This is a genomic window from Metapseudomonas otitidis (genome assembly GCF_011397855.1).
GTDB classification, from domain to species: domain Bacteria; phylum Pseudomonadota; class Gammaproteobacteria; order Pseudomonadales; family Pseudomonadaceae; genus Metapseudomonas; species Metapseudomonas otitidis.
Window position 1 is genome coordinate 1,100,247 of sequence record NZ_AP022642.1, and the last position, 13,896, is coordinate 1,114,142.

The window sequence follows — 13,896 nt, forward strand, 5'->3', positions numbered from 1 at the left end:
CTCTTTCGGCGTGCCCCGTATGACCGATGCCGTAGCGGCACCCGGCGACACCCCCGGTTCGCTCTACCGTGAGCACCGCAGCTGGCTCGAAGGCTGGCTGCGGCGCCGCCTGGGCAATGCCTGGGATGCCGCCGACCTGACCCAGGACACCTTCGTCCGCGTGCTGGCGGCCCACCAGCAGCGCACCTTGCCGACCCTGGCCGAGCCACGCGCCTACCTGCTCACCATCGGCCGCCGCCTGCTGATCAATCACCACAGGCGCCGCAGCCTCGAACAGGCCTACCTGGACGCCCTGGCCTGCCTGCCCGAGGCCGAGGTGCCGTCGCCGGAGCAGCGCTGGCTGGTGCTGGAAACCCTGCACGCCCTCGACGAACTGCTGGACGGCCTGCCCCTGGCGGTGCGCCGGGCCTTCCTCTGGTCGCAGCTCGAAGGGCTGGACTACGCCCGTATCGCCGAGCGCCTGGCGGTGTCCGAGCGCACGGTGAAGCGCTACATGGCGCGTGCCTACGAGCACTGCCTGCTGGTGGAGCTGTGAGCGCCCACGCTGCGGAACCGGCGCGGCGCATCGCCCGCGAGGCCGCGCAATGGCTGGTGCTCCGGGACGCCGGCGGGCTGGGCCCGGAGCAAGCGGCTGCGCTGCAGCACTGGCGCGCCCTCAGCGAGGCCCACGAGGCTGCCTGGCAACGGGCCGAGACATTGCGCCAACGCTTCGCCGGGTTGCCCGCGCCCCTGGCCCTGGCCAGCCTGGACCGCCCCGACCTTGGCCGACGCCGCGTGCTCAAGCAGGTGTTGGGCCTCGCCACCCTCGCCCCGGCAGCCTGGCTGGCCTACCGCCAGGCGCCCGTGGCCAGCTGGCGCGCCGACCTGCGCACCGCCACCGGTGAGCGTCGCGACGTCGACCTGCCCGGTGGTGGCCGCCTGCACCTGAACACCGCCAGCGCGGTCAACCTCGGCCCCGGCGTCATCGAGCTGGTGGCGGGCGAGATCGCCGTGGAAACCCCCGGCCCGCTACGGGTCGAGCGGGCCGAAGGGCGGCTGCTGACCGACGCAGCGCGCTTCTGCGTGCGGCAACTGGAGGCAGGCTGCCTGGTGTCGGTGGAAGCGGGCACGGTTCGCCTGCACCCTGCGACGGGGCAGGTGGTGGCGCTGTCTGCGGGCCAGCGTGCCGGCCTGCTCCCGACAGGCACCACGCCGGTGACGCGCTTCGACCCCGAGCAGCCCGACTGGCGCCAGGGGGTGCTGATCGTCGAGAACCGTCCCCTCGGCGCCGTGCTGCGCGAGCTGGATCGCTACCGCCCCGGCCTGCTGCGCTGGGACGCGGCACTGGAGGCGCTGCCGGTGACCGGCACCTTCCGCCTCAACGACACCGACCGCGTGCTCGCACTGCTCGCCGCCACCCTGCCGCTGGAGGTGCACTACCGCACGCGCTACTGGGTCTCCCTGGTGCCGCGTGCCCATGTCGGGTGAAGGCTGTCCCTTTTTTTCGCGTCGCTTGTCATCCCAGGAGACAACACGAAAAAGAGAGCCTTCCATGACCTCCCGTTCCCCGTCCTTCCCCCTGGCCCGGCACCTGCTGCGGGCCAGCCTTTTCCTGGCCCTCGGCCTGCCCAGCGCCTGGGCCGATGACGGCGCCCGGCGCAGCTACCAGGTGCCTGCGGGCAGCCTGGCCAGTGCCCTGACCCGTTTCGCCGGCCAGGCCGGCGTGAGCCTGTCCGTGGACCCGGCACTGGTGGACGGGCTCGACAGCCCCGGGCTGCAGGGTGAATACGGCATCGACGAGGGCTTTGATGCCCTGCTGCGGGGCTCGGGGCTGATGCTGCTGCCGGCCGGGGAGGCGGGCTACACCCTGCAACGCCTGCCGCCGCGTGCCGAGGGGGCCGAGGAGCTGCCGACCATCGCCGTCACCGGCGAAGGCGTCGGGATGGGCGGCGATGCCTACGCCGGCGGGCAGGTGTCGCGCCGCGGCAGCCTCGGGCTGCTGGGCGAGCGGGACTTCCTGGAAACGCCCCTGAGCCAGACCTCCTACACCAGCGAGATGGTGAAGAACCAGCAGGCCCGTACCCTGGCCGACCTGGTCGCCAGCGACCCCTCGGTGCGCAGCACCAACCCCTCGGCGGGGCGCTTCGAGCAGTTTTCCATCCGTGGCTACAGCCTCTACAACAGCGATGTCGCCTTCGGCGGCTTGTACGGCGTGCTGCCCACCTATTCCATCGACATGGAGATGGTCGAGCGGGTGGACGTGCTCAAGGGCCCGGGCGCCCTGCTCGGCGGGCTGGCGCCCAACGGCAGCGTCGGCGGCTCGATCAACATCGAGCCCAAGCGCGCCGGGGCCGACCCGGTCACCGAATTCACCGCCATGCAGGCCTCCACCGGGCAACTGGGCGGTCACGTGGACATCGGCCGGCGCTTCGGCGAGGACCAGCGCTTCGGCCTGCGCTTCAACGGTGTGAAGCAGTCCGGCGACACCGAATGGGACCACCAGCACCTGGACCGCGACTCTGCCGTGCTCGGGTTCGACCTGCGTGCCGAGCGCGTGCGCCTGTCCCTCGACCTCGGGCGGCAGACCCGAGACGTGGACGGCCCCATGGAGCGGGTCGGCCTGAACGCCGGGGTCAAGGTGCCCGACCCGAAGGACATCCACGACAACTTCGCCCAGCCCTGGACCTACTCCCGCGCCAAGGACACCTTCGGTGCCCTGCGTGGCGAGTACGACCTGGGGGACTCCACCCTGCTCTATGCCGCCGTCGGCGCGCGCAAGGGCGACTACGACTTCCTCCGCCATGCCGTGCAGGTCACCAACGACGCCGGGCGCTTCGTGGTCAGCCCCCGCGCCTTCCAGCGTGAGGAGGACGTGCGCACCGCCACCGTCGGCCTGCGTCACTGGCTCGCCACCGGCCCGGTCAACCACACCCTGAACGCCAGCCTCAACCGCTACGAGATGACCTTCGACAACAGCGGCGCGCGCTACGCCAACGGCGTCAGCAACCTGTACAACCCGGTGACCCTGCCGGTGCCGGGCACGCCCACCGCCCCGGACAACCCCACCCACACCGAGAGCGTGCTCAGCAGCCTGGCCCTGGCCGACACCCTCGGCTTCGCCGACGACCAGGTGCTGCTGACCCTCGGTGCGCGCCTGCAGCGGGTGGAGGTGGACAGCTCCGAACCCGGCGAGCCCGACCAGCGCTACGACGAACGCGCCACCTCGCCGGCCCTGGGCGTGGTCTGGCGCACCACCGAGTCCCTGTCGCTCTACGCCAACTACATGGAAGGCCTGACCCAGGGCCAGACCGCGCCGGAGACCGCCAACAACGCCGGCCAGGTGTTCGCCCCCTACCGCAGCAAGCAGGTGGAGGCCGGCATCAAGTACGACATGGGCAACCTGACCAGCACCCTCAGCGTCTTCCGCATCGAGAAGCCGGCCTACTACACCGAGAACGGCTTCCTGCGGCCCGACGGCGAACAGCGCAACCAGGGCGTGGAGCTGAACCTGTTCGGCGAACCGCTGGAGGGCGTGCGCATTCTCGGCGGCGCCATGCTGCTGGACGCCGAACTGACCCGCACCGCCAATGGCACCAACGACGGCAACCGCGCGGTCGGGGCGCCGATCGTCAATGCCAACCTGGGGTTCGAATGGGACCTGCCCCAGGTCCAGGGGCTGACCCTGACCGCACGGGCCATCCACACCGGCGCCCAGTACCTCGACCAGGCCAACACCCAGAAGGCCGATGCCTGGCAGCGCTACGACCTGGGCGCGCGCTACGCCTTCAGCGTCGGCGAGACGGACGTCACCCTGCGTGCCAGCGTGGAGAACGTCATGGACAAGGCCTACTGGGCCTCCGCCAACGTCCCCGACGGCACCGCCACCGGCCTTACCCTCTCCACCCCGCGCACCTGGCTGGTGTCGGCGACCCTGGGATTCTGAGGGGCGTTCCCGGGCTGAAGCCCGGGCTACGGGATGGCGTGCAGGGTGGGCTTCAGCCCACCATCGGAGCTGCCGGCAACACCCCCGGTGGATGGAAAAAGCGCCATCCATCCTACGCCCCGAAAAGCCCCATGCCTGTAGGGGCGAATTCATTCGCCAAGGGCTGCGTAGCGGCCCCAGGGCGTGTACGACAGGCACAAAAAAGCCCGGCAGGTGCCGGGCTTTCTCGTTCACCGTTCAGGCAATCAGTTGCCGTACACCGGGAACTTGGCGCAGATGGCCTTGACCTGCTCGCGCACGCGGTCGACCACGGACTCGTCGCCCATGTTCTCCAGGATGTCGCAGATCCAGCCGGCCAGTTCGCGGCACTCGGCTTCCTTGAAACCACGGGTGGTCACGGCGGGGGTGCCGATGCGCAGGCCGGAGGTGACGAAGGGGGAGCGCGGGTCGTTGGGCACGCTGTTCTTGTTCACGGTGATGAATGCGCGACCCAGGGCGGCGTCTGCGTCCTTACCGGTGATGTCCTGCTTGATCAGGGACAGCAGGAACAGGTGGTTCTGGGTGCCACCGGAGACCACGTCGAAGCCGCGTTCGATGAACACGCCAGCCATGGTCTGGGCGTTCTTCAGGACCTGCTGCTGGTAGGCCTTGAACTCGGGCTGCAGGGCTTCCTTGAAGCACACGGCTTTGGCGGCGATCACGTGTTCCAGCGGGCCACCCTGGGCGCCGGGGAAGACGGCGGAGTTCAGCTTCTTCTCGATCTCTTCGTTCTTGCGAGCGAGGATCAGGCCGCCGCGCGGGCCGCGCAGGGTCTTGTGGGTGGTGGTGGTGACCACATCGGCGAACGGCACCGGGTTCGGGTACACACCGGCGGCGACCAGGCCGGCCACGTGGGCCATGTCGACGAACAGGTAGGCACCGACCTTGTCGGCGATGGCGCGGAAGCGGGCGAAGTCCAGCACCTGGGAGTAGGCGGAGAAGCCAGCGACGATCATCTTCGGCTTGTGCTCGACGGCCAGGCGCTCGACTTCGTCGTAGTCGATCAGGCCGGCGTCGGTGATGCCGTACTGCACGGCGTTGTACAGCTTGCCGGAGGAGGAGACGGAGGCGCCGTGGGTGAGGTGGCCACCGTGGGCCAGGCTCATGCCGAGGATGGTGTCACCGGCCGACAGCAGGGCCAGGTAGACGGCGGCGTTGGCCTGGGAACCGGCGTGGGGCTGGACGTTGGCGTAGTCGGCGCCGAACAGCTCCTTGGCGCGGTCGATGGCCAGCTGCTCGACCACGTCGACGTACTCGCAACCGCCGTAGTAGCGCTTGCCCGGGTAACCCTCGGCGTATTTGTTGGTCAGCACGCTACCCTGGGCTTCCATCACCGCCGGGCTGGTGTAGTTCTCCGAGGCGATGAGTTCGATGTGCTCTTCCTGGCGCTGGGCTTCCTGCTCCATCGCGGCGAAGAGTTCGGCATCGTAGCGGGCGAGGGTCAAATCACGGCTGAACATGGCGGTCCTCTCAGGGATCGGTACGTGGAAAGGCGCGCATTCTAACCCATAGGTCGCTGGCTGACACATGAAGGTCGGTCATGCGACAGACAAGTGGCGCTCACGCGGATTCCTCTTCTGCGCCGTGCAGCTCGGCGAGCTTTCCTTGCAGGGCCTCGCGTTCGTGGTCGGCCAGCAGCGGCAGCTGCTGCCAGCATTCGTAGAGCGGCTCCAGCCAGCAGCAGTAGCCGGCATCGGGGCGCTGGCGCTCCAGTTGCTCGAAGGCGGTGTGGATCGCCAGGGCGTGGGCGGGCTCCTCCTGGGCCAGGGTGGCGAGCGCGCGGATGGCGGCCACCGTGGTCCAGTCGGTGGGGCCGAACAGGGCACTGAGCAGCAGGGCGCGGCGACGCGAGCCCTCCCAGCCGCCGTCGAGCTGGGCGAGGACCTGGGCGGCGGCGGTCTGCACGCGGGTCAGCCAGACCAGCGCGGGGGTCGAGCGGTCGGGCACCGCCGGCGGGTGCACCAGGCACGCCAGCACCTGCAGGGCCTCGTCCTCGTCCAGGCCAGCGGCCACATGGCTGGCCTGGGCCCAGTTGCTGCGGGCGTAGGGTTGTGCGGCCAGGCCGGCGATCAGGGCGCTGACCCGCTCGCCGGGCGGCGGCAGGGCGGGCCTGGGCTGGTCGCCTTCGTAGCACCACAGCAGGTGGTCCACCGGGCCCAGCGGCTGGCGCGGATCGGGGTGGGCGATGGCCTCGGTGGTGACCTCCACCGTGCAGCCGGTGAGGCCGTGGGCAGCCAGTTCGAGGGCGATGGCCAGGGTGTTGCTGGGCGCCTCCAGGGAGGAGGTGCGCAGGCTGATGCGGTCGTTGGCCGAGCCGGAAAAGGCCCCCTCCAGCAGCTTTTCGCGGATCTGCCGCAGCACGTTGGCGCTGGCGTCGCTCGGCTCCGGCGGGGCACCGGCGGCGAGGAACCACAGCTGGTAGGCGCGCTCGTTGCCGGCCCGGGCGGCGTCGATCACCCGCTGCAGCCGGGCGTCGTCACCGCTGGCCCGCCATTGGCAGTAGTCCAGCGACGGCTGCGCCCAGTCATGCTCGGGCTGGCGGGCCAGTACCTGTTCGTACCAGCCGCTGGCCTGGGCCCAGCCCCGTTGCTCCAGCCAGGTGTCGCCGGCCTCCAGGTAGGCGCTGATTTCCTCGGGTTGCTGGCGCACCGCCAGGCTGAAGGCGATGTCGGCCTCGGCAGCCCGCCCCTGCTGGCGCAGCAGCAGCCCTCGGGCGACGGCCAGGTGCCAGTCCCGCTCGGCGCTGGCCAGGTCGGCCAGCGCCAGGGCCTGCTCGAAGCAGGCGGCGCGGCGCAGCAGGCCGATGTGCAGCATGGGCCACTGCGCGGCCAGGTCCGGGGAGGGCGTCACCCGTCCGGCGAGGGCGGCCCAGCGGCGCGCGGCGGTGAGCTGGCGGACGCTGGCCTCTCGGGCCTCCGGGGTGGCCTGGATGACCCGAGAGAACAGGCGCATCTGCAGCGCCGGGTCCAGTCGCTCCAGGGCGCCGGCCGGCTCCAGCCAGCCGAGTGCCCAGACGTTGAGGTAGTCGGTGCCCGGGGCGACGTCGATCACCTGCAGCAGCAGGTCGACGGCCTCCGGCAGGCGCTCTTCGCGGGCCATGAGCCAGCTGCGCAGGGCTTCGCTGGCGTAGTAGCGCTGCTCCCCGATGGGCAGCAGCTCGGCGTCGGCCGGACGGCCGACGCGGGCCCGGTACTGCTCGGCCAGGGCCAGCCATTCAGAGTTGCCGGGGGCGTAGCGCAGCAGCTCCGCCAGGTGCTCGGCGCCGTGGACGAGGTTGCCCTGCTCCAGCTCGGCGAGGGTGATGAAGTGCTCGTACTCGGCGGTGCCCTGGCGCAATTCGATGCTGCCGCCGGTGGCCTCGGGTGCCTCGGGCGCGTCGTGGTCGCTGTCGGTGGCGGGCGTGGCGTGCGGGGCGCGGAGGAAGCGTTTCCACCAGGACATGCGGGGCTCCTTGTCGTGTCGTGTGCCGGTCGATGGCGCGAGGTAGGACGGTGGCGGTGCGGGTGGCGCGATCTTACGGCAGGCGGGCGGCCGGGGCCCGGCCGCGGGTCACGAAACGCAGGCTCAGCTGAGCATGAACAGCGCGGCGCCGCCGAACTGGGCTTCCAACTGGTCGGCGGGCATCGGCCTGCCGAAGAGGAAGCCCTGCACTTCGTCGCAGCCGTGCTCGCGGAGGAAGTCGAGCTGGGCGTGGGTCTCGACCCCTTCGGCGATCACCGCGAGGTTGAGGCTGTGGGACATGGCGATGATGGCGCGGGCGATCTGCGCGTCGCGCTCGCCGTCGGGCAGGCCGTCGACGAAGCTGCGGTCGATCTTCAGCACGTCGATGGGGAAGCGCTTGAGGTAGTTGAGCGAGGAGTAGCCGGTGCCGAAGTCGTCCACCGCGATGCACAGGCCGAGGCGCTTGAGGTTGGCGAGGATCTCCATGGCCTCGGCCACGTCGCGCATGAGGATGCTCTCGGTCAGTTCCAGCTCCAGGCAGGCGGGCGGCAGGCCGCTCTCGGCGAGGATGCCGGAGATGCGCTGGACCAGTTGGCCGTCGGCGAACTGGCGGGCGGAGATGTTCACCGAGACCTTGGGCAGGCGCATCTTGCGCTGGTGCCAGGCACGCAGTTGGCGGCAGGCCTCGCGCAGGACCCAGTCGCCGACTTCCACCACCAGGCCCAGTTCCTCCAGCACGGGGATGAACTCGCCGGGCGGTACCAGGCCGCGCTCGGGATGGCGCCAGCGCAGCAGGGCCTCGACGCCGGTCAGGCGCTTGCCGTCGCCGGAGAACTGCGGCTGGTAGTAGAGGACGAACTCGCGCTGTTCCAGGGCGTGGCGCAGGTCGCTCTCCAGCTCCAGGCGCTCCAGGGCACGGGCGTTCATCTCGGCCTGGTAGAACTGGAAGTTGTTCTTGCCGCGTTCCTTGGCGTGGTACATGGCGGTGTCGGCGTTCTTCATCAGCTGGCTCGGCTCGTGGCCGTCCTGCGGGCCGAGGGCGATGCCGATGCTGGCGGTGACGAAGAATTCGCGGCCTTCCAGCACGAAGGGCCGGGCCAGGCGCGAGAGGATCTGCTCGGCGACGGTGATGGCCCGGTTCAAGGCCGTCTCGCGCCCGGTGCAGGGCGACAGCAGCAGGGTGAACTCGTCGCCGCCCATGCGCGCCACGGTGTCGTCGTCACCCACGCAATCGGCCAGGCGTACGGCCACGTCCTTGAGCATGCGGTCACCGGCGGCGTGGCCGAGGGAGTCGTTGATCGGCTTGAAGCGGTCCAGGTCGAGGAACATCAGCACCACCCATTCCTCGCGCCGCTCGGCGTGCTGCAGGGCGGTGTGCAGGCGCTCCTGGAACAGGGTGCGGTTGGGCAGCTGGGTGAGGGCGTCGTAGTAGGCGAGGCGGTGGATGCGCTGCTCGCTGGCCTTGCGCTCGCTGATGTCGCTGAAGAAGCACACGTAGCTGACCAGGTCGCCTTCCTCGTCGTGCACGGCGGTGATGCCGACCCAGGCGGGGTAGTGGTCGCCGGCGCGGCGCTTGAGCCAGATCTCGCCCTCCCAGCTGCCGCGCTGGTTGAGCTGGCGCAGGATGTAGTCCAGCTGGGTGGCCTGCTGGCGGTCGGCGGTGAGCATCGAGGGCAGCTGGTCGAGCATCTCGGCGGACTGGTAGCCGGTGATGCGGGTGAAGGCTTCGTTGACCTGGACGATGTAGCCGGCCGGGTCGGTGACCAGAATGGCCGAGGTGGAGTGCTCGAACACCGTGGCCGCCATGCGCAGGTCCTTCTCCGCGCGGCGCTGCTGGCTGATGTCGCGGCCGACGCCGAGCAGGCCCTCGAAGCGGCCGTGCTCGTCCCACATGAGCATGATGCGCAGCTCCACCGGGATCTTGCGGCCATCGGCGCGCAGGCAGTCGAACAGGAACAGCTGCGGCGGCAGCTGGCTGCGCAGTTCCGCCAGGCGCTGGGGGTCGCCCAGGGCGTGGTTGACCTTGTCCATCAGCACGAACAGCGAGGCGAGCTGGCGCGGGTTGGCCACGGTGCCGTTGAAGCCGTGGTCGATCACCCATTCAGGGCTCAGGCCCAGCACCGGCTGCACCGAGGGGCTGATGTAGTTGAGCTTCAGTTCGCGATCGCTGGTGAAGATGACGTCGCTGATGCTCTCGGCCAGCAGGCGGTAGCGCCGCTCGCTGTCGCGCATCTGCTCGCTGGCTTCGATCTGTTCGGTGATGTCCTTGGCCACGCCGATCAGCCGGCTGACCCGGCCCTGGTCGTCGCGGGTCAGGGCCTGCTCGCGGATGTCGAACCAGTGCCAGCTGCCGTCGCGGTGGCGCCAGCGCAGCAGGCATTGCAGCAGCTGCCCGTCGCTGACCACCTGCTGCAGGCTGCGCATGCGGGTGTACTGCTCCTGGTCGTCGGGGTGGAGGATCTGCTCCCAGAAGTGCTCGCCCATTTCCCGCAGTTCACGCGCGCTGTAGCCGAGCTGCTGGCCGAGGCGGTTGTTGCTGAGCATGACCCGGCGTGCGCCGATGTCGTGGACGTAGAGGGTGTCGGGCACCGCCAGCACCACGTCGGACCAGAAGCGCTCGCGCTCGATCAGCGACAGTTCCATGCGCTTGCGGCTGGTGATGTCGCTCATGCTGAGGGTGACGGCGTGCAGGTCCTGGATCATCTCGGGCATGCGCAGCACCACCCAGAGGTGCCGTTCCACACCCTGGGGCGTGACGATGCGGGCTTCCAGCTCCAACTGCTGCTGGGTGCCGAGCACGGCGGCGATGAGCTGCATGCGCATGCCGCCGGGGCGCAGTGGGCGGTCGCCGATGATCAGTTGCCAGACCTGGTCGGCGTTACGCGCACCCAGCAGGCGCAGGGCGAACTGGTTGACCTCGGTGACCCGCAGGCGCTGTTGCAGCGGCAAGTGGCGCTCGGGGTGGTCCTGCAGCCAGTGCTCCAGGGCCTGGGCGTCGCGGATGCCGTTGTGCAGTAGGTGCTCGCGCAGGCTGGCGAGGTCGAGCACGCAGAGGGCGACGCCGGTGCCTTCGAAGATTTCCTGGTAGCGCCGGCGAGTCTCCTGCAGTACCCGCAGGGCTTGCTGCTCCTCGGTGACGTCACGCAGGACCCAGACGTAGCCGATGAGCTTGGCGCCGTCGTTGAGGTCGCTGCGGGTCACGGTGAACAGCCGCTGCACGGTGCCGACGCTGACCTGCACCAGGTCGGGCCCGAGGTCCTGGCTGTAGTGGATGGTGTGCAGCAGCAGCGGGTCGAGGTTGGGTAGCAGGGCCAGCAGGTGGACCTGCTGGGCGTCCTCGCTGCTGAGACCGAACATGGCTTCAGCCTGGGCGTTGAGGTAGCACACCAGGCCGTCGGTCCAGGTCACCACCACGCGCTCTTCGATCACTCCGAGGGCGCTGGCGGCCTGACGCAGGGAGCGCCGCGAGGCGTCGTTGAGGGCCTTGAGGCTGCGTTGCTCCCGTTGCAGGACGAACAGCGCCAGCAGGGCCATGGCGGCGCAGACGGAGAACAGGGCGAGCTTGCCGATCAGGCCGGGCAGCATCGTTGCGCGGGCCTGGCGCTCGTCGTACAGCGCGCGCAGTTGCCAGTCGCTGTTGGCCAGGGGCAGTTGGGCGAGGGTCTGGGCCTGCTCTTCGGCGGTGAGGGGGACGCCGGTGGGTTTGCTCGGGTCCGCTTCGGTGCCGCCATGGATCAGCACGCGCTGGTTGAGCCGGTCTTCCAGCAGCCAGCCGCAGCTCAGGCTGCGCTCCCGCAGCCAGTCTTGCAGTACGGAGGCGTCGAGGCGCAGCGCCCAACTGCGCCCCTGGCCGTCGTGGAGCAGCAGGTAGATCAGTCCGCCGGCCTCGGCGGTGAAAGCGAAATGGTAGGGCTGGCCGGCGCTTCGATGGGCCAGGGCAGCGATGTAGAGGCTGTCGTCGCTGCCGGGGGCGCTGTCGTCGAGCACGCCGCCCCGGGGCGAGACCCGGACGATGCTGTGCATCTGTGGGTAGAGCACATGGAGGCTGTCGAGCAGGGCCGGTTCGCTGATCTCTCGACCGCTGTACTGCAGCAGGGCGAGGCCGGCCTCGGCTTCCTGCTCCATGGTGCTTTCCAGCTGGCGCGCCAGTTGCTCGGCGAGCGTGCGGTCGTACTGACGCTGATCGGTCTGCAGGCGGTGGTACTCCTGCAGCAGTTGCCAGAACAGCAGCCCGATCATGATCACCACCAGCACCCCGAGCAGGCCCTTGACCGAGCGCTGCAGGGCGGGCCCCTGGGGCTCTCCGGGCGCGCGGTGGGTGAGGGCGGGCGACATGTCGGGCACGGGGCAATCCTGATCCATCGGCGCGAAGGCCGAACGGGCTGGTCGGGGTTGTCTGGGGAAAGCGGGCTAGCATGCCTGGGGTTGCGGCAAAGTGCCAGCACAGCCGACGAGCGTCCGGCGGGCCGCAATCACCGGCGCGCCACGGCGGGAAATGCCCTCGGCTGGCGTGCGAACGGGGCCCCGATCAGTCCTCTTCGTCGCGCGCTACCGTCGTTCGGACTTTGGACGCAGTGGACGGGCCGGTTGTTCCCAAGGTGGGGTGCCGGCGTTCCGGCCAGATCTGTGCCGGCGCCAGTTCCAGGAGCGCAGCGATGGCCCGTTCGACCCGTGGATAGGGCTGGCGCTTGGCGTTCTTCACCGCCGCGCTGGAGACGCCCAGTTGGCGGGCCACCTCGGCCAGGCTGTGGCCGCGAGCGCGTAATTGGTATTTGACCCACTCCCAGCGTTCGTCCTCGTCATGGGGGATATCGAGGGGTAGCGAGGCGGAGTGCGGCGGTTGGCCGAGGTAGGCCAGCAGGTGCTGGTGCAGGGCGGGTTGGGCTGTGCGTAATGGCCGCTCGAGGGCGGCGCGGGGGAAGTGCAGGCGGTTGTGCAGGCGCTCGAACGCGATAGGGCAGGCGAAGGCCTGCCGGTGGAGCCGTTCGTCGTAAGGTGCGGGGTGGGCCAGCTCAAGGCGCAGGGCCTGGGTCGGCGGGTGGGTCAGCGGGGCCAGGGCATTGGCCAGCAGGGCCAGGAAGAGTTCGTCGAATTGCCGGCTGCTGGCCGTTCCCCTGGACAGCAGGCGGAAGTCGACCACCAGGCCACGGGCATCGAGCCGCAGGTCGAGCCGGGCGGGGGTGACGAGCGAGGCCAGATGGCGCTGGGCGCACATCAGCGCTTCGCCGAAGGTATTGGCGCTCTGTACTGCCAGGCCATAGAGGCCGAGTGCGCACATGTCCAGCAGGGTGCCCTGGTGCAGGCCGATCTGGGGGAGTGGGCCCTCGTCGGCACGCTGCAAGAGGTGGAGAAAGTCATCCAGGGACCAGTGCGAGTCCGGCAGCAAGGCGTCCGGACCGTGTCCGAGCGCCTGGGCGAGGGGAGGAAGCAAATGGCGGCAGCCCAGCAGCAGGCTGGCGGCGATCACCCGCCCCTGGGTCGTGTCGGTCATCGGCATGTCAGTAATAGATGAGGGTGAACACTAACGCGCCGTTGGCGAGACCGGCGTTGAACGGTTCGTTCAGCCTTAGATAACGCGCGCTGTAGGGAAAGGCGTACGACTGCCCGGGGGTGTCCGTCAATGCCAGCACGCCTCGTACCACCCGATTGTCCAGAGGCGCGGGTCCCGCCTGCCCTTCGAAACGCTGGCGCACCTCGATGGCCACGCCCTGGGCGCTGTCGGGGCCGGGGCTCAGGCGCATCAGGCCTCGGGCGGCGTCCACAGCACCGTCGCTGGGGCGCAGGGCGATGCCGATGTCGTTCTGCTGCCAGCCGGCCTGGCCGTCGAAGAGTCGACGGGTGCCATGGAACGGGGGGCAGTTGACCAGCCGCACGGCGAAGTCGACCCAGGGTGTGGCATCGCCCGGCTGGGCCAGGGCGCTGGCGGGGAACGTGCCGAGGGGCACGTCGACGTCGGTGGCCATGCAGGTGCTGCTGACGAGGTTGAGGCTGCCGCTCAGCTCGGTGCGCCCCAGTTCGCTGTGGCCGCAGTAGAGCGCCAGGGCCGGTAACTGGTCACCGGCCAGCGTGCCGGGTTGCAGGGTCGGCTCGGTCTTCACCAGTTGCAGGATCACGGCCGAGCCCCGCGCGGTGGCCAGGGCACTGCCATCGGGGGCGCTGTAGCGCACGCCGACGCCGGGCAGGTTGGTCTGGTACACCGGTGACTCGCCTGAGCGGGCGTCCTGCCAGAGGGCCTGGGCGGGGCGCGGGGTGAGGGCCAGGGTCAGGGGCTGGCCGCTGCCGTCGTCAGCCATCTGGGGCACCGGCAACCATTGTTCATAGAGGACGGTGCCGATCGGTGCAGCGGGTGGTTGACTGATGGCGGGCGCGCCAAATGGCACCTGGCGGCTGGCTGCCGCGGGGGCCGGGCAGTCGGCCACGGCTACGAGCGGCAGCAGGCCGATGAGCGACAGGGAGAACCAGGCGGTCAGGGCAGGGGGAGACAGGTTCGGCAT

At 70.0% G+C, this 13,896-nt stretch carries 8 protein-coding genes; 3 read left to right on the forward strand and 5 right to left on the reverse strand.

All coding sequences use genetic code 11. From position 1 onward, the window contains the following. Nucleotides 1–19: 19 nt before the first annotated feature. From PotMrB4_RS05210 to PotMrB4_RS05220, 3 genes are all read left to right on the forward strand, one after another. Nucleotides 20–535, forward strand: a complete 516-nt coding sequence (locus PotMrB4_RS05210; RefSeq protein ID WP_172432698.1) for a sigma-70 family RNA polymerase sigma factor — start codon at nt 20–22, stop codon at nt 533–535. Then, nucleotides 532–1,467, forward strand: a complete 936-nt coding sequence (locus PotMrB4_RS05215) for a DUF4880 domain-containing protein (protein WP_172432699.1) — start codon at nt 532–534, stop codon at nt 1,465–1,467. Before PotMrB4_RS05210 ends, PotMrB4_RS05215 begins: the two co-directional genes overlap by 4 nt. Nucleotides 1,468–1,531: 64 nt before the next feature. Then, complete coding sequence (locus tag PotMrB4_RS05220; protein WP_172432700.1) at nt 1,532–3,922, forward strand: TonB-dependent receptor; 2,391 nt, start codon at nt 1,532–1,534, stop codon at nt 3,920–3,922. Nucleotides 3,923–4,167: 245 nt separating this feature from the next. Here the strand turns inward: PotMrB4_RS05220 and glyA are convergent, their stop codons facing one another. The 5 genes from glyA to PotMrB4_RS05245 all read right to left on the reverse strand — a co-directional run bounded on the left by glyA (nt 4,168) and on the right by PotMrB4_RS05245 (nt 13,896). Continuing rightward, complete coding sequence (gene glyA, locus PotMrB4_RS05225; protein ID WP_107328847.1) at nt 4,168–5,421, reverse strand: serine hydroxymethyltransferase; 1,254 nt, start codon at nt 5,419–5,421, stop codon at nt 4,168–4,170. A gap of 100 nt (nt 5,422–5,521) precedes the next feature. Beyond that, complete coding sequence (locus PotMrB4_RS05230) at nt 5,522–7,402, reverse strand: tetratricopeptide repeat protein (RefSeq protein ID WP_172432701.1); 1,881 nt, start codon at nt 7,400–7,402, stop codon at nt 5,522–5,524. A gap of 123 nt (nt 7,403–7,525) precedes the next feature. Continuing rightward, entirely contained in the window at nt 7,526–11,641 is a 4,116-nt protein-coding gene (locus tag PotMrB4_RS05235; protein WP_449405566.1) for a sensor domain-containing protein, read from the reverse strand. A 289-nt stretch (nt 11,642–11,930) separates the two neighbouring features. Further along, nucleotides 11,931–12,893: an AraC family transcriptional regulator ligand-binding domain-containing protein gene (locus PotMrB4_RS05240; protein ID WP_172432702.1), complete on the reverse strand. Its 963-nt coding sequence runs from the start codon at nt 12,891–12,893 to the stop codon at nt 11,931–11,933. A 7-nt stretch (nt 12,894–12,900) separates the two neighbouring features. Then, nucleotides 12,901–13,896 (reverse strand): fimbrial protein, encoded by a 996-nt coding sequence (locus PotMrB4_RS05245; protein ID WP_172432703.1) that lies wholly within the window; start codon nt 13,894–13,896, stop codon nt 12,901–12,903.

Coding starts and splice junctions, on each gene's coding strand:
- PotMrB4_RS05210 (WP_172432698.1), top strand. CDS start 20: ATGACCGATGCCGTAGCGGCACCCGGCGACACCCCCGGTTCGCTCTAC.
- glyA (WP_107328847.1), bottom strand. CDS start 5,421: ATGTTCAGCCGTGATTTGACCCTCGCCCGCTACGATGCCGAACTCTTC.
- PotMrB4_RS05245 (WP_172432703.1), bottom strand. CDS start 13,896: ATGCCGAACCTGTCTCCCCCTGCCCTGACCGCCTGGTTCTCCCTGTCG.
- PotMrB4_RS05240 (WP_172432702.1), bottom strand. CDS start 12,893: ATGACCGACACGACCCAGGGGCGGGTGATCGCCGCCAGCCTGCTGCTG.
- PotMrB4_RS05230 (WP_172432701.1), bottom strand. CDS start 7,402: ATGTCCTGGTGGAAACGCTTCCTCCGCGCCCCGCACGCCACGCCCGCC.
- PotMrB4_RS05220 (WP_172432700.1), top strand. CDS start 1,532: ATGACCTCCCGTTCCCCGTCCTTCCCCCTGGCCCGGCACCTGCTGCGG.
- PotMrB4_RS05235 (WP_449405566.1), bottom strand. CDS start 11,641: ATGATCGGGCTGCTGTTCTGGCAACTGCTGCAGGAGTACCACCGCCTG.